The sequence below is a fragment of the Nostoc sp. UHCC 0302 genome, assembly GCF_038096175.1.
Taxonomy (GTDB): Bacteria; Cyanobacteriota; Cyanobacteriia; order Cyanobacteriales; family Nostocaceae; genus UHCC-0302.
Genome location: NZ_CP151099.1, coordinates 7,127,278 through 7,151,917, shown reverse-complemented (window position 1 = coordinate 7,151,917; position 24,640 = coordinate 7,127,278). Strand labels below are relative to the sequence as shown.

General features: G+C 40.1%; 19 protein-coding genes and 1 pseudogene. 10 read left to right on the top strand and 10 right to left on the bottom strand.

Annotated features, from left to right (window positions below; all coding sequences use genetic code 11):
* Positions 1–80: 80 nt before the first annotated feature.
* The 3 genes from glgA to WKK05_RS30880 form a co-directional block, all read right to left on the bottom strand.
* Positions 81–1,523, bottom strand: a complete 1,443-nt coding sequence (glgA, locus tag WKK05_RS30890; RefSeq protein WP_341526818.1) for a glycogen synthase GlgA — start codon at positions 1,521–1,523, stop codon at positions 81–83.
* Positions 1,524–1,718: 195 nt separating this feature from the next.
* The gene (gene hemC / locus WKK05_RS30885) at positions 1,719–2,690 is read right to left on the bottom strand and encodes a hydroxymethylbilane synthase (RefSeq protein WP_341526817.1); all 972 of its coding nucleotides are present in this window, start codon (positions 2,688–2,690) and stop codon (positions 1,719–1,721) included.
* Between the two features lie 230 nt (positions 2,691–2,920).
* Positions 2,921–3,346 carry a lysozyme inhibitor LprI family protein gene (locus tag WKK05_RS30880; protein WP_341526816.1) on the bottom strand — a complete coding sequence of 142 codons (426 nt, stop codon included), beginning with the start codon at positions 3,344–3,346 and terminating at the stop codon, positions 2,921–2,923.
* A gap of 225 nt (positions 3,347–3,571) precedes the next feature.
* On the opposite strand from WKK05_RS30880, the gene WKK05_RS30875 reads away from it, so the two are divergent.
* Positions 3,572–4,531 carry a YegS/Rv2252/BmrU family lipid kinase gene (locus WKK05_RS30875; RefSeq protein WP_341526815.1) on the top strand — a complete coding sequence of 320 codons (960 nt, stop codon included), beginning with the start codon at positions 3,572–3,574 and terminating at the stop codon, positions 4,529–4,531.
* A gap of 87 nt (positions 4,532–4,618) precedes the next feature.
* The gene (locus WKK05_RS30870; protein ID WP_341526814.1) at positions 4,619–6,193 is read left to right on the top strand and encodes a metallophosphoesterase; all 1,575 of its coding nucleotides are present in this window, start codon (positions 4,619–4,621) and stop codon (positions 6,191–6,193) included.
* On the opposite strand, the pseudogene WKK05_RS30865 reads toward WKK05_RS30870, so the two are convergent.
* The 5 genes and pseudogenes from WKK05_RS30865 to WKK05_RS30845 all read right to left on the bottom strand — a co-directional run.
* Positions 6,190–7,199: pseudogene (locus tag WKK05_RS30865) on the bottom strand (NAD(P)H-quinone oxidoreductase subunit H); the annotation flags it as partial. The gene WKK05_RS30870 and the pseudogene WKK05_RS30865 sit on opposite strands and share 4 nt — an antisense overlap.
* Before the next feature lie 1,113 nt (positions 7,200–8,312).
* Entirely contained in the window at positions 8,313–8,720 is a 408-nt protein-coding gene (locus WKK05_RS30860; RefSeq protein WP_341526813.1) for a hypothetical protein, read from the bottom strand.
* A gap of 570 nt (positions 8,721–9,290) precedes the next feature.
* Positions 9,291–9,725 (bottom strand): CAAD domain-containing protein, encoded by a 435-nt coding sequence (locus WKK05_RS30855; RefSeq protein ID WP_341526812.1) that lies wholly within the window; start codon positions 9,723–9,725, stop codon positions 9,291–9,293.
* A gap of 139 nt (positions 9,726–9,864) precedes the next feature.
* On the bottom strand, positions 9,865–10,332 hold the full coding sequence (locus tag WKK05_RS30850; RefSeq protein ID WP_341526811.1) for a BON domain-containing protein: 468 nt from the start codon (positions 10,330–10,332) through the stop codon (positions 9,865–9,867).
* Positions 10,333–10,507: 175 nt separating this feature from the next.
* Positions 10,508–12,151: a histidine kinase gene (locus WKK05_RS30845; RefSeq protein ID WP_341526810.1), complete on the bottom strand. Its 1,644-nt coding sequence runs from the start codon at positions 12,149–12,151 to the stop codon at positions 10,508–10,510.
* A gap of 861 nt (positions 12,152–13,012) precedes the next feature.
* Between WKK05_RS30845 and WKK05_RS30840 the strand changes: the two genes are divergently transcribed.
* The 6 genes from WKK05_RS30840 to WKK05_RS30815 all read left to right on the top strand — a co-directional run bounded on the left by WKK05_RS30840 (position 13,013) and on the right by WKK05_RS30815 (position 19,448).
* Entirely contained in the window at positions 13,013–16,150 is a 3,138-nt protein-coding gene (locus tag WKK05_RS30840; RefSeq protein WP_341526809.1) for an MFS transporter, read from the top strand.
* A 150-nt stretch (positions 16,151–16,300) separates the two neighbouring features.
* Complete coding sequence (locus WKK05_RS30835) at positions 16,301–16,528, top strand: ribbon-helix-helix domain-containing protein (RefSeq protein WP_341526808.1); 228 nt, start codon at positions 16,301–16,303, stop codon at positions 16,526–16,528.
* Positions 16,529–16,549: 21 nt separating this feature from the next.
* Entirely contained in the window at positions 16,550–17,230 is a 681-nt protein-coding gene (locus WKK05_RS30830) for a hypothetical protein (RefSeq protein ID WP_341526807.1), read from the top strand.
* Positions 17,231–17,257: 27 nt separating this feature from the next.
* The gene (locus WKK05_RS30825) at positions 17,258–18,235 is read left to right on the top strand and encodes a hypothetical protein (RefSeq protein ID WP_341526806.1); all 978 of its coding nucleotides are present in this window, start codon (positions 17,258–17,260) and stop codon (positions 18,233–18,235) included.
* Between the two features lie 183 nt (positions 18,236–18,418).
* Positions 18,419–18,565: a hypothetical protein gene (locus tag WKK05_RS30820; RefSeq protein WP_341526805.1), complete on the top strand. Its 147-nt coding sequence runs from the start codon at positions 18,419–18,421 to the stop codon at positions 18,563–18,565.
* A 112-nt stretch (positions 18,566–18,677) separates the two neighbouring features.
* Positions 18,678–19,448, top strand: coding sequence for a pentapeptide repeat-containing protein (locus tag WKK05_RS30815; protein ID WP_341526804.1), 771 nt, complete (start codon positions 18,678–18,680; stop codon positions 19,446–19,448).
* A 98-nt stretch (positions 19,449–19,546) separates the two neighbouring features.
* On the opposite strand, the gene WKK05_RS30810 is transcribed toward WKK05_RS30815, so the two are convergent.
* Positions 19,547–21,193 (bottom strand): glycosyltransferase family 39 protein, encoded by a 1,647-nt coding sequence (locus tag WKK05_RS30810; RefSeq protein WP_341526803.1) that lies wholly within the window; start codon positions 21,191–21,193, stop codon positions 19,547–19,549.
* Positions 21,194–21,881: 688 nt separating this feature from the next.
* Between WKK05_RS30810 and WKK05_RS30805 the strand changes: the two genes are divergently transcribed.
* Both WKK05_RS30805 and WKK05_RS30800 read left to right on the top strand, forming a co-directional pair.
* Entirely contained in the window at positions 21,882–22,502 is a 621-nt protein-coding gene (locus tag WKK05_RS30805; protein WP_341526802.1) for a TenA family protein, read from the top strand.
* A 53-nt stretch (positions 22,503–22,555) separates the two neighbouring features.
* A complete protein-coding gene (locus WKK05_RS30800) occupies positions 22,556–23,833 on the top strand; it encodes a S8 family serine peptidase (RefSeq protein WP_341531234.1) in 1,278 nt (425 codons plus the stop codon).
* Between the two features lie 270 nt (positions 23,834–24,103).
* On the opposite strand, the gene WKK05_RS30795 is transcribed toward WKK05_RS30800, so the two are convergent.
* On the bottom strand, positions 24,104–24,592 hold the full coding sequence (locus tag WKK05_RS30795) for a hypothetical protein (protein WP_341526801.1): 489 nt from the start codon (positions 24,590–24,592) through the stop codon (positions 24,104–24,106).
* Positions 24,593–24,640: the final 48 nt, after the last annotated feature.

The following is a 24,640-nucleotide window of genomic DNA, read 5'->3' as shown; positions in this document are numbered from 1 at the left end:
ACGCGTAGACGCTCGAAGAGCGGCTTCTCGTAAGAGAATAATCGCGTCTGTACTCCTAATGCCCCATGCCCACTAGTTGTTTAGGTTGTCCCACTAGTAACAGCTTCGGTTACTACTAACTCTGGTTCTGGTTTCTGCTCCTCTTCTTCTGGCAGGCCGTAAATTGACTTGTACAGCTTGACGTACTGCTTGGCAGATTCATACCAACTAAAGTTTTCGCTCATGCCGCGTTTTTGTAGTTCCTGCCATTGGGGTTTGAAACGGAAGCCTTCCCAGGCCCTGATCATACAGGTGAAAAGGTCTAGCGGTTCATAGCGGTCAAAGCAATAACCTGTGCCTGCTGCATTTTCCGGATCGTGGTGTGATACAGTGTCGACTAATCCACCTGTACGGCGAACAATTGGCACTGAACCATAACGCAAAGCCATCATTTGGCTAATACCGCAGGGTTCAAAACGACTAGGCATCAAGAAAGCATCAGTACCAGCATAAATCCGGCGAGACAAGGCATCGTTATAGAGTAAGTATGTTGCCATGCGTCCGGGAAAGCGGGATGCTAACTGCCACATTTGGGTTTCGTAATAGCGATCGCCTGTCCCTAACAACACAAATTGTGCATCAGTATAAGACAGGAAGCGATCAAGGATTTGTAATATCAAATCAATGCCTTTTTGTTCAACTAATCGGGTGACAATGCCGATTAGAAAGGCTTTGGAATTCACTTCTAATCCTACTTCTTCTTGCAAAGCAATTTTGTTAGCCTTGCGTTTAACTAAAGTATCAGCAGTGAAGGTTTGGGTAATGTATTTATCATTTTCTGGATTATAAATCTCAGTATCAATACCGTTGATAATCCCAGATAGTTTACCGCTAATAAAGGATAGCAATCCTTCTAATGTTTCACCATAAGTCGGTGTCTTAATTTGCTCGGCATAAGTTGGCGAAACTGTATTGACCCTGTTAGCAAATTGCACTGCCGCTGCCATTGTGTTGTGTCCTTGCATATACCAAGGACACCAAGTAATTTTCTCCAAATACCAACGCCACGGCCCTTGATAAGCCAAGTTATGAATAGTAAACACGGTGGTAATATCAGGGTCTTGGTGCATCCATACAGGAATCATTCCTGTGTGCCAATCATGGCAATGGATAATTTCTGGCTTCCAGTAATTCCAGGCAAACTCAGCTGCACCATTCGCAAAGAAGGTGAATCGCCAATCTTCATCTTCTCCACCATAAATGCGGCGGGGGAGGAAGACGGGATGTCCAAATAAGTACAAGGGAACATCAGTACCAGGTAGAACGCTTTCGTAAACTGCAAAGTCCTGAAACATGGCAGATCCCTTCCAAACGGGTTCTTTAGGAATCTCCATTTTGTCTGGCAACATACCGTAGTAAGGCAAGAATATCCGCACATCATGGCCTAATTCTCTCAAGACTTTGGGCAATGCCCCGACGACATCACCCATTCCTCCTACTTTCGCAATGGGAGCTGCCTCTGCTGCAACGAATAGAATCCGCATGGTAATTTTGATTTCCCTGATTCTGCTTATACAGTTGTCATTAGTAGAGACGCGATTATACTCTTACGAGAAGCCGCTCTTCGAGCGTCTACGCGTCTGTACAAGAGTCAGTTATCAGTTTTTCACTGTTCACTGGCTATTGATTACTGTTCATTGATTACTTACTTATCTAATCACATCCGCTTGCTCAATTGCTTACGAACCCCGCTGAATGACAGCAAAGATTTCTGCCAAAATTTCCTGCGCTCCCTGTTGCCGTAACGAAAGAGCTAATTCTGTACCTAGCGCTTCAGCATTATTGGCTTTGCCGCTGACAGTATCTTTTACCAGCTTTTGACCATCCACACTGGTGACTATACCTGTTAGTGTTAAATTATCACCATTGATTTCTGTATTTACACCAATAGGTACTTGACAGCCGCCTTCTAAATCACGTAAAAAAGCTCGTTCGGCAAGACAGCGATCGCGTGTTTCTTGATGTTCAATAGCTTTGAGTAGCGATATAAGTTCACTATCATCAGCACGGCATTCTATACCTAATGCTCCTTGACCAACAGCGTGGAGAGAGATTTCTTTGGGTAAAATTTGATGAATGCGATCGCTCATTCCCAATCGCTCTAATCCTGCTGCTGCCAAAATTAAGGCATCATATTCACCTGAATCTAGTTTCGCTAGCCGTGTATTTAAGTTTCCTCGCACATCTTTAAAAGTAAAGTGAGGAAAATGGTGGCGTAACTGTGCTAATCGCCGCAGAGAAGATGTACCGATTACCGCACCATCTGGTAGAGTATCGATTTGTTTATCTTTATACTTTTCATGCACAACTAGTGCATCTGCGGGATTTTCTCGTTCTGTAATTGCTGCCAGTGTTAACCCTTCTGGTAGGTTAGTAGGCAGATCCTTCAAAGAATGAACTGCAAAGTCAATCTCCTGATTGAGCATACCCAGTTCAAGTTCTTTAGTAAATAATCCTTTATCACCAATCTTAGCTAATGCTACATCCAGGATTTTGTCGCCTTGGGTAGACATGGAGTGGACTTCAAAAGTGATATCAGGAAAGCTTTTCTGGAGTTGCTCTTGTACCCAGTATGTTTGAACAAGAGCGAGTTGGCTTTTGCGTGTGCCAATACGAATGGTGCGTGCGGGACTCGAAACAACTGAAGTCATAAAACAATATGTCAAACCAGGTATGTTAAACCAGGCGATAAATTCACTCTCATCTAGACTACCTTAGTGAGTGACTCATGAGAGTGCGATCGCTTAATTATGGTCAACTTTACTTTGATTTTTCTTTACATTATTTTACATTATTTCTAATTACTCAATAGTCTTCAGGTTCTGCTCGCTCATTAATCTTGTAGAGACGCGATTAATCTGGTCTATACTCAGCACTTATATTAAGAGTCAGGTTTGAGATATTCTTGTAATTGTTGAGTGCGCTGTTTTGTAATCTTTTCTAGGCAAGCTAAATAAATGGTAGGAGCAATACTTCCTCCTTCATATCTACTTGCTTCAAACTGACAACTGCTATCTCGAAACTTGATCCATGTTTGCTGGGCAGCAATCAACTTCTGCTGTCTAGAACCTTGCAACTTTGGCAGTAGTTGTTGATAAATTTGATTCAGTTTTTTATCAGTTCTCTGATAAGATAACCGAGCGCATTCGTTGATTTCCATTTGAGTTTGAGCATTGTTACAGTTGAGCTTTTGAGCTAATAAGTATACCCCTGGTAAGTTGGGCGTTGTGCTTGCTATTTTCATAGTAGGAGTATCTAAACTGCTGAAAGTTAAAATACTTATTAAAACTGGGAATAACTGATGCATAGGACAATCCTTTTTGTGTACAAACAGAAGATAACAGATATAGATGAGGAAGATAAGGGGGATGAATAATAATAATTGTTCGCTTCCTCACTTTCCTACTCCCCACTTCTCTTTTTGGACATTTTTAAAGAGGGTCAAACCTTCCGTCAGAGGGAAGGTGAAACTTTACAGGAATGCTAATAATAATTTGGTATTTTAAGAATCTAATCTTAGTTGTCATGCCTTATGAACCGTTCCGCCTGCCTTATCTTCAATCCTGTAGCGGGTCAGGGTGACCCAGAACTAGAACTGGCAGAAATTCGGGCAATCTTAGAGCCAGAAATTGATTTGGATATTTATCTGACAAGTGAAGAAGTTGATGCTGAGGAACTGGCCTATGCAGCGGTAGAACGAGGGGTTGATGCGATCATTGCCTCGGGGGGAGATGGCACACTCTCAGCGGCAGCGGCGGCTGTAGTGGGTACAGATATTCCAATTGGCATAATATCCCGCGGCACAGCAAATGCTTTTGCCACAGCTTTAGGAATTCCTGATACGATTACCGCTGCCTGTCAGACAATTGTGCAGGGAAAAACTCGTAATGTAGATGCAGCCTATTGCAACGATCGCCCAATGGTACTGCTAGCAGGTATTGGCTTTGAGGCTGAAACCGTAGAACACGCAGACAGAGAAGCTAAGAAACGCTTTGGCATCATGGCGTACGTCCTGGCAGGAATCCAGCAACTGAGAAATTTACAAAGCTTTGATGTTGAAATTGAGACTGAAGATAAAATAATTAAAACGAGTGCTGTCGCGGTGACAGTAGCAAATGCTGCACCAGCAACTTCAGTTTTAGCTCAAGGCCCAGCAGGTATTGTTTATGACGATGGGTTACTAGATTTAACAATCGTAGCTGCAACAAGCAAAGCAGGAGCGATCGCTGCGACATTCCATCTTTTCCAAACAGCTTCTACAGGTAATGCCGCAGAGCGGGATGATATTGGCTTTCTGCGAGCCAAACAATTTAAAATCATCACAGACCCCCCGCAAAAGGTTGCTCTAGATGGTGAGATAGTAGGCACAACTCCGATTGAAGTTAAGTGCGTTCCAGCAGGCTTGAAGATTTTTGTGCCATCAGTAGAAGAAGTTGAGCCTACGGAAAAACTAGAAGGGCTTCCTAATTTGATTATTGAGGAGAAAGAGTAGGGGCAGGGAAGCAGGGCGCAGCCTCTCGTAGAGAAGTATGCCCCCTGCCCCTCATCCTTCCAATTAAAGATTCAGGAGTAGATTGCTTTGAAACTTGTATCTGATCCAGCGATCGCCAAGAAAATTTATAAAATGAATCAGCGGGTACGGTGGCAAGATCCGTTGATTGTGGAATCGGGTATTGACCAGACTCGAATGGTGCTAGACGATGGTCGAGCAGATGATTCTGAGTTCTCGTTTTTAGTTATAGGGGATAGTGGTTCTGGAAGACACGGGGGAAACAATCCTCAACGAGAAGTGGCTAAACTCATGCTGCCCCATCACAATGAATGCCGTTTTATGCTGCATACAGGTGATGTCATCTATTTAGTGGGGTCGAGTGAGTTCTATCAGCAAAACTTTATCCAACCTTACCAGGAATTTCTCGTAGGCGGAGAACATCCGAAACGCATCGCCTACGATCGCATGGTTTTTGATTTGCCAATCTTACCCATACCAGGAAATCACGATTACTATGATTTGCCGATTGTATTAAGTTTGGTATCACTGACAACACTGCCCATTCGGCGTCTGTTGCGATCGCGTTTAGACCTTGATGTCGGTTTGCATGGTTCTAGCACGGGTGACGCTTATGCACGAGCGTTTCTAGACTACCTCCAAGCGTATCAGCTTCCCGGAGACTTAGCCCGTCACCTAGAAAAATACTACACTGCAAAAACAGACACAGGCCGTTGTCTTCGCTATGAACCAGGGCATTTTACCCGCCTTCCCAATCGCTATTACACTTTTCGCTACGGTGGGATTGACTTCTTTGCACTGGATTCTAATACATTTAATGATCCGCCGCCGTTGCCGACAACAAGGGAAGGCCAAGCCGATCGCAAAATATTAGAAAAACGCCGAGAAGATTTCGAGCAAGAAAAGCTAGAAATTATTGAAACTTCTACAAAGCTGAATCCTAACAATCCCACCGAAGCTGACCAACTAGACGATTTGCACGCCAAGTTGTCACAAATTGAGGAGCTAATTGTTGATATCGATAAGCAATTAGCCACTAACAAAACAATGGTGACTGATTTTGAACAACTGGAGTGGCTGAAGCTCAGGCTAATTGAATCTTGGAATACTGCTGAGGTTCGGGGAAGGGTGATTTATTTCCATCATCCTCCTTATGTAACTGAGGCTACTAAGTGGCAGCAGGCGCAAACTTTGGCAATTCGCAGTCGCTTGCGTGATGTATTGGACGGGGTAGCTGAAGCTGTGGGTTCCCTAAATCAGGGGCGTCCTTTAGTTGATTTAGTATTAAATGGTCATGCTCACTGCTTAGAATACTTACAGACAATGGACACGGGACACGCTGATGCTCATATTCCTTGGATTGTTTGTGGCGGTAGTGGGTTTAGTCTCAGACGCCAGCGAACTGAGGGAACAGATTTGATGGAGTTGATGGGAGATGCAGGAAAACAAGAGAACAGATTAGTGGCGCGATCGCATCTGTTCATTGGTCGCAACGGTCAAGGTTTCCAGAAGCGACGACCTTACTCTGGTTTACGCATTGATGTTAAAGGCGATGCACAGCCCAAGTTCGTTGTCCGTCCTTTAGTTGCTGAATGGTATCAGCGGAAATGGCATAATCGCGAACTTAAACCGTTGATTATTTAGCGGTCAACTGACCCCATCACCACATCAATACTTCCCAAAATCACGAAAATATCTGCAACTTTTTGACCTCTAATTAGCTGAGGTAAAACTTGCAAATTATTAAAATCAGCCGGGCGAATTTTCCAACGCCAGGGGAAGACATTATCATCTCCAATAATAAAGATGCCTAATTCTCCTCGCCCTGACTCTACACGCACATAGTTTTCACCTTGAGGAATTTTAAATGTGGGTGCAACTTTTTTCGCAATGAATTGGTAATCAAAGCCATTCCATTCAGATTTAGCGCCTGCTGCGAGACGTTGAGCTTGCAAATTTTCGTATGCACCACCAGGTAATCCCTTGAGTGCTTGCAGAATAATCTTGATTGACTCGCGCATCTCGCCAACTCTAACGACATACCGAGCAAAAGAATCTCCTGCTGTATCCCACTGTACTTGCCAGTTAAAATCGTCGTAGCATTCGTAGTGGTCAACTTTTCGTAAATCCCATTTCACCCCAGAAGCCCGTAACATCGGGCCAGAAATACCCCAATTAATCGCCTCTTCGCGGCTCAGAACACCTACACCCTCAACTCGGCGGCGAAAAATGGGGTTGTTGGTAATCAATTTTTCATACTCATCAATCTTGGGTACAAAGTAGTTACAAAAGTCTTCGCATTTATCCACCCAGCCGAAAGGTAGGTCAGCAGCCACGCCGCCAATGCGAAAATAATTATGATTGACCATGCGGTAGCCCGTAGCAGCTTCAAACAGGTCGAGAATCATTTCGCGATCGCGTAAAGTGTAAAATATCAAAGTTTGTGCGCCAGTGTCTCCGACAAAAGGCCCCAACCACAGCAGATGATTGACAATTCGAGCTAACTCCAGCATGATTACGCGAATGTAGCTGGCACGTTTTGGAATAGCAATATTTGCGAGTTTCTCGACAGCATTCACCGTCACTGCTTCGTTAAACATCCCGCCGTAGTAGTCCCATCGACTCACATAGGGGACGTACATAATGTTGTAGTTGACGCCGTGATAAACCATTTGTATATTCTTTTAATATCGGTTTTCGCGTCGAGTAGTGTTGTAATAAATGCACTACTAAGGCATTCACCATAGTCTCTGCATAAAGACGACTACCTAAAGCATCTTTTTCTAAAACACCTTTAAGTGCCAGCCCTATTTGATAAACTAAGGGGTCAGGTGTGGCAAAGTGCGGTATGAGTTTAACCTGCTCCACATCTACTGATTCATCAACTGCATGGGCGACAATCTGTGGTTCAATACCGAGTAAGATAAAGTCTCCTTCAGCATCCCAAGCTGCTTGATGCCCGATGTTAACGGGAGTGATAACGATATCACCTCCAACTACAGCATCACGATGTCTGCGTCCATCGATTTTGCGTTCAGCGTGAATTACTCGTGCGCCATGAGTGAAAATAGCTAAAGAGTGACATCTGGGAGTGCAAACTTCAGGAACTGCAAAAGCTGGCTGACACATATATCCTAAAGAGATGCCATGCCAATTTGCTTGAAGACTTGTGAGAATGGGTAAACGTGGAAAAAGTGGGAATATTTCCTCTTCTTTGGTGATAACTAAGGACTTTTGTTCTGACATAGGTTACACCAAAACTTACAAGCCCAATTTATCAAACTTGGTTACGCATTGATATTAAAAGCGATCGCCCTATCTTCCTAGTAATCCCTGTTTTGTCACTCTCGGAAAACAATAATCGAACCTAAATTCTGAAACTCGGAATGAATCAAGCTTTGAGGCTTTATTTTCTAACAGTAACTAAAATTTATAGTTAAAAAGCGGAAATTAAAGCGCCAAAAGGGTTTCACTAATTGGGTTTTCCCACTCTGACAAAAGAGGGAGAAGTATTTAAGTGCTGATCACAAGTCCAAAATATAAAAGTACAGACGCGATGAATCGCGTCTGTACAAGTTGCCTTCTTAGCCTTTCAACGTGTAATAGCACCCAGGAAAAAGTGACAGATGTTATGGGGTTTTTTCTTAGGAAGTGAAATTCAAACTTGGTTATGAGGTGCTAATCTCTGAGCCGAGTACATATTAGAGTTATACTTCACAGATTGTAGTTATTCTGCATTAATCTCTGTTGAAGATTGAAATAATTAAATTATTCCTGGGCCTCTACCTCGTGTATCACCATCTTCTGTTAACTTACCTTCTTCATCCTGGTTGATTTCTCCGAGTTCTTCAACCCGCTGTGCAGTCTCTTCTTCTGCTTGCTTGCGTGCATCACCAGGAACTTCGTAGTACATTTCCGGCTCAACTGCATAGTTGTTGGACAGACCTTCTTTGTCTATGGTGTAGCCGTCAGTGGTGCGTATGCTTCCTGCATCAGTTTGATCATCTGTAGGTGCATCTGCTTCCCTCTGTTCTGTGGGAAGTGTTTTGTACTTATCTCCTTCTCTTTCTTTACGAGCAGCAGTTTCAGCTGGAATGATGACGCGATCATAATTATCTGCTTGCGCTCTATCTGATGAGTCTACAGCTCTATTAACTTTATCATTAGCCATAAATTATGTCCTCGTTAAAGAATGTGTTAAATAACTTCGAGAACTAGATTAGGCTGTAACTCATCTCAAATCTACTATCTTTAGAAGTGACTGCAATGAAAAAATAATTTATTATTCTCTATCTCTGGATGTATTTGAAAGGTAGTTATAAACAAACACAATCAATATTTAAAATGCTATGCAAATAGGTTGAAATAAGCCTCTGTATGATTTTTATTTTTATATTTAATAAATTAACTGCTAAGAACCTATAGGATAGACAGCATCTATCCTATAGGTGTGTAAATAAGTAGACATGGATAAACTAAAGTTTGTAGTTTACGATGTCTTCAAAAACAAGCAAACTACAAACTTTTATGTCCACTTACTTAGCTAACAGTATTAAATATTAGACCTCTTGATTAAATATTAGACCTCTTGCATAAATCAAAAATAAAGAACCCCACCCCGCATTTACTGATGCAAACGCTCCCCTCCCCTTGGTAAGAGGAGGGGTTGGGGGTGGGGTGTTAGGGACTTTTATAAGAGGTCTATTAAACTAATAGGCTACTAGCCTATTAGTTTTTAAATTTATTCGCCCACAATTTGCTTTTTCAGCAATTGAATCTCCTCAGATAATTCTTGCCGAGTTGAGGCTTTCAGGAGATATCGAAACGTAAACCAAGCGGCGTAACTAATTCCAACCAATTCAAAAGTGGGTGATAGTAGTGGAATATCATTTATTGCATCCAAGACCGCTAGCACTATCCTAACTGTAACAATTGCCGCTAATATTAAAGCGATTGTGAGTAAAGGCTGCTTGTAGTCGCTAAAAAACCTACTTAAGTATTCGGGCAGTTGCGCTAAAAATTCAGAAGTTTGTCTGCTAATACGTTGCCATTGAGATTCCACTTCAGGAGCTGGTGGTAGCTTTGGCAAGTTTGCAGTATCTGTACCCTCAAGCGCTAACGTAGCTTGTGGTGAGGTATTATTGATGGGTTCCAGTTGCTGTTGTTCGGTTGCCATAGTTTTTCTTTTTTGGCTATTACTACAGTTTTTATAAGTGACTGAGCTTAAATAAACGTAAACATTATAGTCGTCAGTTGTCAATATTATTACTGACAACTGACACTAATTAAGACCTTATGAGTTTACCTTTGCCGATCTACCGATTTGGTTTTGCTGGGGCGACAACTGTTTTTACTACTACATTTTTGACACCTTTAATTTGCTTTGCTAAAGGTTCAATTTTCGCCAACTGTTGCTGATTACCTACAGTCCCGCCGACAGTAACAGTTCCATCTTTTGTAGCATCAACTGTTATTTGACTATTGGGTATATTAGCTTCCAATTTGGAGCGAACTTCGCTCGAAAGGTCACCTGCCGCTCTGTTTGTATCTCCACCAGTGGCCTGATTCCGCTGTTCACGAGCGCGGATATCCTCATTTAATTGTCTTCTACGAACTTCACTCTGAGCATCTTTTTGAGCAGCTTCTGTAGCGCTAGCATTCGGTGTTTGTGCCACTTCATTGGGATTATTGGGAGCAGACTCACTTGTTTTAGAAGCGTTATCACAAGCAGCAGCGCCAAAAACCAAAAGGCAACTAATTAAGAGGGGGGTTAGCTTTCGCATATGTTTAATTCTGGATAAGTGTGAATTTTGCTGATATTTGTGACATTAATGAGGAGCAAGTTCTTTTCTAGGAGCAAGTTTTTATCTTCTTGCTCCTGTCGAAGAAAATTTTGATATCTGATTACAGAAAAGAACCAGTACTTGAAGTTTGATTGTGATAACAACCAACCTTGAGTTAGACTATTTCATCCCGATGATCAACAATCACCACAGCAGGATCGTCTCCATGAGTCTCTGCTGCATAATTGCTGCGAACAGGATCAGCAACTGATGTGCCATGATGGCTAGCTCGGTCGAAACCAGGGCGATGTTCACTTAAATCACTGCCATCATAGATAGCAAATTCTTCAATACCGCGACGTTTGAGAATTGTTTCAGCGTGGCGAATTTCAGATTCTGTACCATCGATTATTACTAAGTAATCACCTTTTTGGAAGCGATCGCTATATACTCGCGCCCGGTCTTCTGGAATTCCTAAGCCAACGAGTCCGCCAACAATACCCCCAGCTGCTGCACCAATAGCACCGCCAGCTAAGGTAGTTGCGATCGCAGTTGCAGCTGCGCCACCTGCAATTACAGGCCCTACTCCAGGAATCGCTAAAGCACCAAGACCAACTAATAATCCGCCTAAACCGCCTAATGCACCGCCTGTAGCAGCCCCGGCTTTTGCACCATCGTCTGCTTTATTGCCTCTATCGGCATTTCTATCTACATCTACACCAGCAATACTATGACCGTTTGTATTTTTGGCGATAATAGAAACTCTACTTAGTGGAAAACCAGCATTTCGCAATTCTGTAAGTGCGGCTTCTGCATCTCGACGATGAGAAAATACGCCAATTCCGCGTCTGGTTCCCTGCACAGATCCAGTTCCAACTGATCCAATTCCAGTACCAGTAGTAGATGCGTTGGCGTCGTAAGTTTGCCACTGTTGAATTCCATGACGGCTGATTATGCCAGTAGCGCGTTGGATATCAGCGTCTGTACCACTAACGACGAGAATATAATCTCCTTGATTGATCCGCTCATTGTAGAAGTGAGTGCGGGTATCTGGTAGCCGCCAGCGGTTAGAGTCCCAGCGATCGCTCACATGGATACCTGCAAAAGAGTCTCTATGCAAAGGTTCTCTGTGAACTAAGGAAATTTGACTTAAAGGAAAGCCTGCATTCCGCAAATCATTAATAGCAGCTTCTGCATCATGACGATGAGAAAAATAACCTACTGCGTGTTTGCTGCCAACAACATTACCATGACTAGCACCCGCCGTAGGGTATTCACCTGGATAGTCGTAAACACCAAAATCTTCAATACCCCGACGATTTAAAATTGCTTCTGCTCTAGCGATTTCGGCTTCTGTACCATCTATGATCAATAGATAGTGTCCTCGTCTTACACGTTCATCATAAACTTTGGCTCGTTCTTCGGGAATTCCCAAACCAACCAATGCACCAAGTAAACCACCAGCTACTGCACCAATGCCAGCGCCTGCTAGAGTGGTAGCCAGGGCAGTTGCTGCTGCTCCTGCTAGCATAATTGGCCCTATTCCTGGGATTGCCAAAGTGCCAAGACCGACTAATAAGCCAGTCAATCCGCCCAAAGTACCGCCGGAAACTGCACCGACTTTCGCACCATCATCAGCTTTATCGCCAACGCGATCGCGTACTTCAGCACCAGCAATATCATTACGGTCTCCATCTTGGGTTATGACCGATACTCTGTTTATGTCAAAGCCAGCAGCTTTTAATTCATGTAGCGCTTCTTCTACATCACGACGACTAGAAAACACGCCTACAGCACGCTTATGTACACCTACAACCATTCTTTTCTCTCCAGTGTAAAAATCACTTTTTCACAACAAACAAATTTATAGATGACACTACTCATATTTCTACATTTTTTGATTTATTTTTCATCAATCTGTTGGAATAATTTTTATCTATGTCATCAGGCATAGGTGATTTTATCTAAATGAGTAAAAATTAGCCAGTATAAACTCTAATTTATTTAGCTAAAGCGTTTTAATAAATTAGATTTCAACAATATTTTTAAATATTGCTATTAAGATATAAAAGATTATATTCATTAATTCTAATGATCAATAAACCTAATTCTAAGTGTACATAATTATAAAAAGACTATAATTTTAGTAGTTAAATTAGTACTTTATTGTGCTAATTTTCTAGGAAATAATATGTAATTTTAAATATCTAAAGTTTGTTAACTCCAAGGCAGAAGCCATATTTACCTTAATATTACAAAAAATAAAATTGTGTTTTTGTTTTATAGATTATATTCAGAAATTATTTTTTATACAGTAAGGACATAATAAATAATAAAATATTTTTCTTTAATATACTGTTAAATGAAGTTAATTCTTTTTTAAGATAGCTATAGAAATCTATTCGCTATTAGGAATAATATATGATTTATATATTATTAATTGATGTTTTAATTCTTGTAAATTTAAATTCTACTATTTTGTTAATTCTTAAATATATGTAAAAAAACTTAAATATTTATATACTATTTTTTGATACAGAATTAATACAAAAATATAACCTTTGGACAAGAGATATATTACCTAAGAAAGGGTAAGCCTATTGTAATAGTTATCTAAACTACTAAATTAAGCCATTCTATCAAGAAATGGATTTTGATTGAGTGCAAGTGAGAAAATAGTATGTTTCAAACTTTGAACTTGGACTGCCTAATCTTTGGGTTAGCACCAATAACCTTAGCTCAGCAAGTATTAACTCCAGAAGAAGCATCAGTTGTCTTTTCTGGGCCGAAATTTTTGACGGCATTAATAGCTGGTGTTTCAATGGCATTTGCCTTCCAATTATTATTTACAAACTTTTCTGTAGCTGTAGGAATTTCAGCTTTAGACAATGACTCAGATGAATCAGATAATGATGACGAGTCAGAAAGTTGGGGGAGAAAAATTCGTGGAGTTCAAGCTAAAGTTGGTTCTTGGGCGCTGATAACGGCTAGTATTGCATTATTTATTGCTTGTTTTCTTGCAGTAAAACTTAGTTTAATCGAAAGTGCATTTCTAGGAGCAATTATCGGTGTAGTTATCTGGTCTGCCTATTTCTCGATACTAATCTGGTTAGGTTCATCAGCAGTAGGTTCTTTAATTGGTTCTATCGTCAGTACTGTTACATCTGGTTTTCAAGCACTGATGGGTACAACAACTGCTGGTATTAGTGCTAATGCTGCAAAACAACAGATGGTTTCTACTGCTGAAGAAATTACAGCCGCAGTTCGACGAGAATTGATTTCAGGCTTTGACCCTGAAAGTGTGAGAAATACCTTACAAAGTTCTTTAGCTAGTCTGCCAATACCAAAACTGGATATCAAAGAAATTCGCAACCAATTTGACCAGATATTGAGGGATGTAGATTTACAATCTCTGGTTGGTAGCGACCAATTGCAAAATGTTAATCGCGAGACTTTTGTCAATTTAATTAGTAGTCGCTCAGATTTATCTAAAGAAGATATCAATCAAATTGCTGATCAACTAGAAGATGCTTGGAAACAAGCTTCTTTTCGGAAAAATCCGACTGAACAAGTGATTAATTTGCTAAAGTCTGCGACTCCTGAAGAGTTAAAGTCAGAAGATTTAGGTGAAAGGCTTCAGCAAATAGTTGCAATTAGAGAAGGAGGTAATGGTAGAAATGGTGTGATCAAGCAAGCGCTAAAATATGGCTTGACTGCTGCTGTACCAGCAGTACTAGATAAGGTAAATATCTCCGATATCGATATCCAAAGAATCAGAAGTCAGTTGCAAAAGTTAAAAGACAACGTTCAAGATATAGATGTCGAAAAAATAACTCACGAAGTACAAAAGCTCAAAGATAAAACGACTGAGCAAATAGCCCAAAAAGTTCCAGCATTGGGTTACAACACTATCAAAGCAGATGTAGAAGACTACATACTGAATTCGTTTCCTTGGCATTTCAACCGCGTCACGCTAAAAGATGAATTCAGAGAAGTTATTTATGATTTGAATGCAGATCCTAGAACTGTTCTGCGAGAATTGGAAGAAATAAATCCCGAGTATTTTGCTGAGTTACTCAACCAACGGGGTGATCTTAGCGAAGCCAGGGTGAAAGAAATTTCTGAACAAATGAAAAGCGATCGCCAGGAAGTTCTAGAAATTGTAAAACAGGCTGTGACGCAAGAACAAGACCAAGAATTCCGTACCCGCATTGAAAATTATCTGCGTGCGACAGGCAAAGAAGAACTCAACCCAGAAAGTATTGAACGGGACTTTACTAATTTACTAGAAGATCCAGAAGCTGGGTTTGAAAATTTAAGCGACCGCTTCCAGCAATTTGACCGTGATACTTATATAAACTTGCTTCAACAGCGGCAAGATATTAGCGAAGAGGAAGCTAATAATATTGTTAGTCAACTCGAACGCACCCGGGATAATGTCTTGAATCGTGGTAGAGAACTGCAAGAACAAGCAAGAGCAAAAGCTGATGAATTGCGGCAAAGAGTAGAAGACTATTTGCGCAATACTAATAAAGAAGAACTGAACCCTGAAGGTATCAGGCGTGATTTTAGAGTTTTGCTAGAAGATCCGCAAGCAGGAATTAACTTACTGCGCTCACGCTTATCGCAATTTGACAGAGATACATTGGTGCAATTGCTCTCTCAACGCCAAGATTTGAGCCAGGAGCAAGTCAACCAAATTCTCGATCAGCTAGAAGCAGTGCGAGATAATGTTTTGCAAGCACCGCAAAAAGTAGCAGATCAGGCGAAAGCACAGTACGAGCAAACTACAACCGCCATTGCAGAATACCTCCGCAATACTAACTTGCAAGAACTTGATCCAGAAGGTATCAGGCGCGATTTGGAAACATTACTGAATGATCCACAAGCTGGAGCTTCTGCACTACGCTCACGATTATCTCAAGTTGATCGGGAAACTTTGGTGAAACTCTTGAGTCAGCGGGGAGACTTAAGCGAAGAGCAAGTTAATCAAATAATTGATCGTGTACAAGAGGCAATTGGGAGTATTGTCAGAGCGCCGCAACGCTTAGCAAAGCGTACTACTCAACAGGTTTTAGATTTTGAAGCGAATCTCGAAGATTATCTGCGTAATACCAACAAAGAAGAACTCAACCCAGAAGGTATCAAGCGTGATTTACAATTGCTGTTGTCTTCTCCTCGTGCTGGAATTGGCAGTTTAAGCGATCGCGTTTCTAAGTTTGACCGTTCGACAATTGTGGCGCTACTATCCCAACGCGAAGATATCTCCGAAGAAGAAGCCAACCGAATTGTGGATCAGATTGAGTCTGTTCGCAGTTCGATTGTCGAACAATTTCAGCAAATTCAGAATAGGGTGCAGTCAGCGATTGATGGGATTTTTGCGAAAGTCCGCGACTATCTCAACTCCCTGAATCGTTCCGAACTCGACTATGAAGGGATTAAGCAAGACTTTGCTAAATTATTTGACGATCCACAAGCTGGATTTGAGGCTTTGCGCGATCGCCTCAGCCAATTTGATCGGGAAACCCTAGTTGCTCTTTTGAGTTCTCGTGAAGATATTTCCCAGGAGGATGCTAACCGGATCATCAACCAAATAGAAGCGGCGCGGGATGGCGTGTTGCAACGAGCCGAACGCATTCAGATAGAAGCACAAAAACGCATAAAAGCGATTCAAAAGCAAGCTAGAAAGCAGGCTGAAGAAACGAAAAAAACCGTTGCTAATGCTGCTTGGTGGCTATTTGGTACAGCTTTGACTTCCTTGGTCGTCAGTGCGATCGCTGGAGCAGTAGCTGTTACAGGCATACCCCTACTTGGCTAAATTCTGAAAGGATACATGGAACAGGGGTGTACAAACTGTACATCCCTACCACCAGAAATGAGAAAAATGTGTTAAGAATACATCAAAACTACACCATTATTGCGCTATTAGTTATAATTAGATTAGAATTTTTAATGGATATTTCAATGTATGGGCAGAATACAAACCTCTGATTCTAAGAGAATTAACGTCGCGTTGCCTCCTGATATGGTTCAAAAATTAAACGATCTGGCTAAACACCGCGGCACGACAGGTTCACACGTAGTCAGGCAAGCGATCGCCACAGAAGACTATTTACGGAATGAAATTAAGCAAGGGGGAAGAGTTTTAATAGAAAAACCAGACGGTTCACTGCGTGAAATCGTCTTTAAGGACTGAATCAAGTGAGTGGTGGAAAGTATGACTAATGAGCCAGAAGAGGCTAATGATCAGTTAAGAAGTTCATCTGAAAACTCTCAAAGCCAAGAAGAAACTGAACAACAATCAGCTTCTACATCCACCACATCTAGAAGTCTTCGAGAGAAACAAGCCTCTGTAAGCGAGGGGATTGGAGAAACATCCAGTCCCCTTTCTCCTGTTGCGAAAGTAAGTCCCTACGATGAATTTAACGAACTCGAAAGCAACCCTGAATTAATAGAAACCAACGTCGGATTAGAAACCGATGCGGTTGCGGAAGAAGAAGTTTCAGAAATAATTGTTAGCATTCCACAAGCACAGGAAAAAACCAGAGCTGTACTTGCAAAATCTTTAATACTGCTGCTTGCTGGGACTATTGGCGCAACCTTCTTGTATATATTTGTATCGAGTTTTATGCCTAGACCAGTAAGTTGCCTACCTAATGGCGCTCAAAATCCGATTATACAGAATACTAATCCTAGTCCTGCTCCTACTCCTGGCTCTACACCTACTCCTAATTCTCCATCCTCTTCAGATGTTGCCTTTTGTACTTTTGATAATAGCTCTAAGGAGCTTATAACATTAATTTTAAACTCACTAACCACAATTCTCGGCACAGCATTGGGATTTTATTTCGGTACACAAGCTAAAGATGAGAGAAATGCAACACAAAATAAAAAATAAGCTAGAATCACCTCTAAATTTTATGTTATGTCATCTTTACTCGCGGTTTTTATAAACTATTTATTTATAGGTTCAATTTTATCTTTTTGTAATTCACCGATAATTTGTCTTTATATTACAGTTATTGGAACGTTCTTTTTCTACTTTGAGAAAGAAGCCCTTTTAGTTGTTATTGTTTATTTAATATTTGCTTTTTCAAGCCTCATTCAATCAAAACAACTAGAATCTATTCTTTTAACTGTTGTAGCCGTTATTATTTTAATTTGTAATTTTAGTATTCCTTATATTCCAGATAGGTGGAAACTAATTCAGGCAACTGAAACTAAAGATACTAATCCTCCAACTCCTGCTATTCCTTATAGAGGTTTTGTTGGAACAAAACATACAATACGTTATTTTTCTCATGTAGATCATACTGAAGCTGCTATCAGAGATTTATTAGCTACAGGCTTTTCATTGAAACAAATTTCCTTAATATACAAGGGAGATTTACCACAACGAAAACCTTTTACAACTCTGACTATAAGCGCCCATTTTGACGCTATGAGATTGAGTCTTTCAGATGCTCGCGCTCGATTTTATCATAAGCGAATCAAACAAGGGGATTATGTAATTATTGTTAGTTGTATAAACAGTGATATTAACCGTGCTGCCTCAATTTTAAGTAGGTATGGAATTCAAAATAGGGCAAAATTACTATCCTTTGTTATAACTATATCTAGCATAGGTTTAGCCTTGGCTATAAGTTTAAGCAAATTGAGTTACTGGCAAGAAAATCATTTATTAAAATATTATTTTGGATTTTTTATTAGCTTCTGTTTTAGTGTAATTTTATCTATCTGTTCAGCAATTTTTATTGATAAATCCACAAATTATTTGTCGCGAATTAATATTGATTTCTTTGAGGAATCTTTCAATGATAGTCAATTTGTGAATAGTTTAGTAGTGAAGATTATTGTTATAAGTACTTGCAGTCTTGGACTACTATTAGGTTGGAAGTTTTAGAGGCTATTATCAAGAAATATAAAGTCATAGCTCAAGTGCTGTGTGTGATTTGCATCACTTGAATGATTGATTAAAATCACACCCAGTATCTTTTGCGATCGCTTAGCTTGCTGAGATAATAAATTATACCTATTATTAATATAATTCCCGTCTATCTTACGACGGTTGTGGGGAGTTACTAATATGCTAGAAAAACTATTATTGGCAGGTATCTTAACATTTGCTCTTACCTTATTTACAGAAATGGGTTGGTCTTCTCCAGCACAGTTAAGTGGAAGTATGAACTTGCAACACAAAGAAGTTTTGGCTCTAACTCAGCTTCATAGGTGACATAGACAACTACAGAGGGCAAATTACTCAGATTGCTCATATCATAAGCTGAGGTATAAATGTATCTCAGCTGATGTTGAGTATTGAGTAAGAGAAATTGCTACACCAAATTATGAAAAGCCTAATTTCAGCCACAGCCGCCTTTATAGCCACAATCAGCTTGACAACAACTGTTCAAGCAGCAAACACTGAACACGTTAAACAGTTGTTGGCAACCAAACAATGTCAAAACTGTGATTTAACTGGTGCTGGTTTAGTGTTGGCTGACTTATCTGGAGCCAATTTGAGCGGTGCTAATCTTACAGGTGCTAACCTTAGCCGTGCAAACTTAAGCGGCGCAGATTTGAGAGGTGCTAACTTGAGCGGGGCTGGTTTATTTGGTGTTAACTTAAGCGAGGCTAAACTCAGTGGCGCAAATCTTACCAATGCAGATTTGCGAAATTCTTATTTAGCAAACGCACAATTGACTGGTGCTTATCTCAATGGCGTAAACTTTCAAGGTGCAGTTGGTATACCATCACAAATCGCTTCACCAGAAGATTTTTATGCTTGGGGCGTAGCAGAAGCCGAAAAAGGTAATCAACAGCAAGCGATCACTTATTTCAATCAAGCGATCGCAATTAAACCTAAATATGCAGGTGCGTACTTAGCCCGTGGTATTGCCCGCTACCAAGCACTTGATCGAGAAGGTGCATTTCAAGATGCCCAGATTGCTGAACAATTGTTTACATCCCAAAACAACAGCCCTGGAAGTCAGACAGCTCAAGCTTTTATGAAAGAACTGCAAAGACGCCCAGATGAGAAAGTAAGCACTGGTAGCCCCAGCTTTTTTGACTTCTTGGGAAGTCTTAGCTCAGTCTTGCTCCAGCTTCTACAATTTTAGAAATTCGTTTTCTTCAAGAATTATCAATACGCAAATTGGATTCAGAGCTTAGGATTGCATCGATTGAAGTTACCTTGAAAAAACTGATTGATCTTATTTTAAATATTTTTCTTTTCTAGCCTCCACAGTTCGACTCCCCAAAACAAGTCACCGTAAGCTCGGCAGATGGGCTGGTAAACAGGCTCTATCTTGTAAGCCTGCTCTTTATTAAATTGAGCTAGCCATGCTTTGGAAGGATTAAATAAAAATATTTCACCAAAACCATCTGGAATTTTAGGTATATCCGGTTCAACTACCAATTGAAGTTTCACTTTTGTATCGAGGAGATGGCTTAGAGACAGTAGATATGCGACATTATTGCTATAACTGCTGCTCACCAAAAGCGGATGGTTGGCTTGGTTAATAATACGAGATAGCTGCGGATTATAGCAGCTCATACTTTTATTCCATGTAACTTCTGCTCCAGCAATACTTACATTAGAAACAACACCAATCGAGACTATAGCCAGCGTCACAAGCTGCCATAGCTTTCGTTGCAGACTAGCCATAGAGATGGATGTCATTTTTGTAATCAAAAGGTAAGCAACAGCTAGTTCAATTCCCAGAACACAGGGGAATAAATATCGAGCAGTAATTGAACGCCGACCTCCTAAAATTAAATCCGGCAGTAATAAAGCTAGTGCTGTAGAACCAATCAAGCTTAAGACAAATAACCAAACCCGTTTCGGAGAATTACGATAAAGAAAGTAAATCGAATATCCTATTAAAACTAGTATTGGTAAAGTTAAGTAAGTAATTAGCTTATTAAAGCTAAAATCAACATCAAAAAAAGCATTAGTATCTAAATCTAGAAAAATCCGGCTAAGGTTAAGACACCAAGTTTTCACCAAGAATAACAAGCCATAATCTTTAGCTGCCCAGCTTGTAGTACCTCGGAATGATGAAAAGCTAGTAATAACAACTATAATCCAAGGCACAAAAGTTAAAAAACCAACAAAAGTTGCAAATAGATATGCAGTAACTGCCTTAGTCCTTCGGAAGTTTTCAGTCACAAGTACATAAATTCCATGTCCTATTGCGACCAAACCAGTAAATAGGAATGTATAGAGACCGACTGCTAGACTTACTGCATAAATTACCCAGTTGAGCTTCGTTTTATGCCGTAAGGCTCGTAGTAATGCGGCGCTTGACAGCAAGATTGTCAGTGTCCATAGAACGTATTCCCGCGCTTCTTGGGCGAACAAAACATGAAATGGTGAGACAGCTACGATTGCGATCGCCATCCATCCTACTAGTGGTGACTCAAAGAGTTCCAGACATAACCAGTAGATAGCAGGAAACACTAACAAGCTAATAAAGACAGACAAAGTTCTCGTCACAGCCACTGAACTGCCAAACAATTGCGCCCAAATTCGCATCATTACGAAATATAATGGCGGATGTTGAGGTTCTTCTTGTGCTAAGCCCTTTATTGTACCAAGTAAGCCTTTTTCTAAGCTGGGTTGCTGATACTTATCTAAATCTCTAATACCAATTACCTGACCCTTGAAGACTTCCTGAACTATTTCTTTACGTAAGTAGCCAGAAATTCTTATTGAGGTAAAAGCCTCATCATGCCAGTACACTTTTCGGTCAAGATTGACGAATCGAAAAAATATACCCAACATTAAGATGACAACTATAAGAACACGTAGGGCATTGGAATATAACAACTTACTTTTTATGGATTTGATTTGAACTTGCATACAGTTAATGTGTTTTGCTCAAAAAACTGTTTGTCTTTGATAAAATCTCAGATAGATTCGATTACTTAACGTCTTTTAACCACCAGACTCAGTTTTAAATTAACCAAAAATTTGTTAATAGCAGCAACTGCGATCGCAGTTTAATTGGTTCTGTAGTGATTGCAAAATATAAAGTGAAATATTCAATTCAAGACCAGCACATTCAGCAACTAGCCCGGTAGTTATTAATTCAAAAATTTCTCAATTCCCAAGTAGTGCTACTAATAATGAAATAGTTATTTTGACAATTAAGTAAAAATTTGGCAATATTAATGGCTTCTTAAGAGATTAACTTGTTTACTGAAAGTATACTTAGCCAAACTAAAAATCTTCATCTCCTCTTAATATTATTTTCGTGAAAATAACTAAAAAATTCGGTAGAAATAAGCCACTGTTGGCATTTCAGTTTTTGGAATTTTTAAGCCTAAAACATTTGCTATACAAGGATTCAGATAACATGAGCCGTTATGTAATACCAACGCTGTTATGGGACTTAAAGATTTTATTTAATTAAGAGATAGATACTTTACAAAAAGACAATAATATATAGTGTGTAGCAATTATCAAGTTAGAAGAGCAATCCTCTACTTGGGTTGTAACAGAAGCGCAAAAAAATACTCAAAATCAGGAACTTGTTGAGCATTAACTAATGATTTTATCCAACGAATTGTGGACAGCTAATCAAGACTTAGCCCAAGCTTGTCTAGAGCATCCTTTTGTGCAAGGTATTGGAGATGGTACTCTTGAGCAGAAGAAATTTGCTTATTATGTAGGGCAAGATGCTTTTTTTTTAGAAGCTTTTGCCCGTGCTTACAGCATTGCCGCAGCTAAAGCACCAGACTGGTTAGGTTTCACTACATTTCATCACCTAGCTAGTGGAGTTTTGGCAGAACTGCAACTACATGACAGTTATGCTTCCCAATGGGGAGTTAATCTGCAATCTGTAGAACCAGGAGCCGCTACCCGTCGCTATACTGACTTTTTGTTAGCTACCGCTTGGGGTGGGGATGTAGGTTTAATCGCTGCGGCGATGTCTCCATGTATGCGTCTCTATGCTTTTTTAGGAGAGCAATTAGCTAATGATGGCATCCCCAATCATCAATATGCAGACTGGATTCGTACTTACAGCAGTGTAGATTTTCAACCACTGGCACAACAATTAGAAAGTTTAGTTGACAATTATGCCACTACCAACTCTATTGTGCATTCCACTTACCGTTATGCGATGTTCTGTGAGCATGATTTTTTCCAAGCTGCATGGATTTTATAGCAATATATTGGAGAATGTATTTTTCAATTTACTAATGCTTTTCTACTTGGAAAATATTACTAAAATATAGTAGTAGTGGATTATTCGTTCAAATCAGATATCGGGTAAAAAACCAAGGTGTTGGTAATGGTATTGCTAGTGCCACTAAGTTTTATTTATCAAAAGATAAGCTTCTGAGTAATAATGATGTATTTTTAGGAGATGAATCTGTTAGTAGTGTTGCGGCAAATGCTTACACTTCGCTGATAGTTTCATTCAATATTAATATTAACTTGGCAGCAGGGAATTATTATCTTTTATATCAAGCAGATGGCTATGATAATGTCATTGAAAGTAATGAAAATAATAATATTTTTGCCAAAGCTATTACTATCAAGAACAATTATAGCTCCACTGATGGTTACGGTTTGATTGATGCAGCAGCAGCAGCAGTTGCCAGAGCTACTGGTCAGAGTACCTTTGCTGATGTTCCTAACCTCGGTGGTTATAATTGGGGAGCAGATTTGATTAAAGCTTCAGAAGTCTGGGCAAAAGGATATACAGGTAAGGGAATTACTGTTGCTGTTGTGGATAGTGGTGTCGATCGCAATCATCCCGACTTAAGCAGTAATATTTGGAAGAATACCAAAGAAATTGCTGGTAACGGCAAGGATGACGATCGCAACGGCTATATTGATGATGTTTACGGTTGGAACTTTGATGGCAATAATAACAACACCTTAGATAAAAACGGTCATGGGACTCATGTTGCTGGTACGATCGCAGGAGTGAAAAATGGCTTTGGTGTAACTGGCATTGCATATAATGCCAAAATTATGCCAGTGAAAGTTTTAGGTGATGATGGCTTAGGCTCCGAGACTGCGATCGCTAATGGCATTCGTTATGCTGTGGACAATGGGGCAAATGTCATTAACCTTAGCCTTGGTCAAGATGATCCTAATAATTACCTAGAATCAGCTGTGCAGTATGCTAGCAACAAAGGGGCAATTGTGATCATGGCAGCAGGGAATGAGAGCCGCTCACAACCATACTATCCTGGTAACTATGCAAAGAACTGGGGACTTACTGTAGGTGCAGTCGATAAGTATGACCATATCGCTAAATTCTCTAATTTATCTGGTGCTAACCTAAATGCTTACGTCACAGCCCCTGGAGTAGGCGTTTACTCAACACTTCCTGGTAATAAGTACGGTTCTTTGAACGGAACATCTATGGCTACTCCCCATGTTGCAGGAGTCATAGCCTTGATGCTTAGTGCTAAAAAAGGTCTAACAGATGCCCAAGTGCGTCAGATTGTCACAGCAAGCGCAGAAAATAGTTTAATAGCCTAGTAGAGTGCAAATTTTACTATCTATTTGGATTGATACTAATAGTTCGCTTTCTCTTCATCCACATTCCTATTAACCCCGCGGCTGCTGTACCACCAAGAGTTAATGGCTCTGGTACAGGTTTGACATTCACATCATCTAAGTATAAAAAACCATTATAATCTCTGGAAAAAAACTTTAACTCTGTTGTTGATGATGTCGCTTTAAAGTTGTATTGATATGGTTTAAATTTTTGGAAATTGACATCTACTTTGTTATCAATTACCTTCCCACCTACAATTGTTTAAATATGTTATTAAGTCCAGAACTTCCTGGAACAGTTTCGTCAATAGATGCTAAATAGTAAGTTAGTTGATACTCTTGACCAACATTAGTATTGAGAGTTTGTGATAAATAGCCAGTGCCACCAAGACTTAAACTCCGAAAACCAGTGTGAGGATAATTAGATTCTTGAAAAAGATATATTGTATCGAGCCCAGGAATCAAAACACCACTACCATTATTCCATCTAGTAATGTAAGGATTAGCTAAGGTGTAATTTTTAGGATTAACAAGCGGGTCTACTTCAAAACTGCTGTTGACCACAATATTCTGAGGATCTTCAAAATAATTGGGATCATCATTAGGATCTGGAATATAGGTAGGGTCGCTTGTAGTATAAGGGGGGCCGTCTTCAGCTTGTGCTGCTGGCATATCAACATTAGTAATCACGACAGTACTCATAGCAGAAACAAGAATTACGAATTGTTTAGCTAATTTCATGAAATATGTCTCCAAAATTTTACTGCATTTTATATTGACAAAATTACT

Coding starts and splice junctions, on each gene's coding strand:
- WKK05_RS30805 (WP_341526802.1), top strand. CDS start 21,882: ATGATTTTATCCAACGAATTGTGGACAGCTAATCAAGACTTAGCCCAA.
- glgA (WP_341526818.1), bottom strand. CDS start 1,523: ATGCGGATTCTATTCGTTGCAGCAGAGGCAGCTCCCATTGCGAAAGTA.
- WKK05_RS30850 (WP_341526811.1), bottom strand. CDS start 10,332: ATGCGAAAGCTAACCCCCCTCTTAATTAGTTGCCTTTTGGTTTTTGGC.
- WKK05_RS30860 (WP_341526813.1), bottom strand. CDS start 8,720: ATGGCTAATGATAAAGTTAATAGAGCTGTAGACTCATCAGATAGAGCG.
- WKK05_RS30795 (WP_341526801.1), bottom strand. CDS start 24,592: ATGAAATTAGCTAAACAATTCGTAATTCTTGTTTCTGCTATGAGTACT.
- WKK05_RS30875 (WP_341526815.1), top strand. CDS start 3,572: ATGAACCGTTCCGCCTGCCTTATCTTCAATCCTGTAGCGGGTCAGGGT.
- WKK05_RS30835 (WP_341526808.1), top strand. CDS start 16,301: ATGGGCAGAATACAAACCTCTGATTCTAAGAGAATTAACGTCGCGTTG.
- WKK05_RS30845 (WP_341526810.1), bottom strand. CDS start 12,151: ATGGTTGTAGGTGTACATAAGCGTGCTGTAGGCGTGTTTTCTAGTCGT.
- WKK05_RS30880 (WP_341526816.1), bottom strand. CDS start 3,346: ATGCATCAGTTATTCCCAGTTTTAATAAGTATTTTAACTTTCAGCAGT.
- WKK05_RS30820 (WP_341526805.1), top strand. CDS start 18,419: ATGCTAGAAAAACTATTATTGGCAGGTATCTTAACATTTGCTCTTACC.
- WKK05_RS30830 (WP_341526807.1), top strand. CDS start 16,550: ATGACTAATGAGCCAGAAGAGGCTAATGATCAGTTAAGAAGTTCATCT.
- WKK05_RS30855 (WP_341526812.1), bottom strand. CDS start 9,725: ATGGCAACCGAACAACAGCAACTGGAACCCATCAATAATACCTCACCA.
- WKK05_RS30810 (WP_341526803.1), bottom strand. CDS start 21,193: ATGCAAGTTCAAATCAAATCCATAAAAAGTAAGTTGTTATATTCCAAT.
- hemC (WP_341526817.1), bottom strand. CDS start 2,690: ATGACTTCAGTTGTTTCGAGTCCCGCACGCACCATTCGTATTGGCACA.
- WKK05_RS30815 (WP_341526804.1), top strand. CDS start 18,678: ATGAAAAGCCTAATTTCAGCCACAGCCGCCTTTATAGCCACAATCAGC.
- WKK05_RS30825 (WP_341526806.1), top strand. CDS start 17,258: ATGTCATCTTTACTCGCGGTTTTTATAAACTATTTATTTATAGGTTCA.
- WKK05_RS30840 (WP_341526809.1), top strand. CDS start 13,013: ATGTTTCAAACTTTGAACTTGGACTGCCTAATCTTTGGGTTAGCACCA.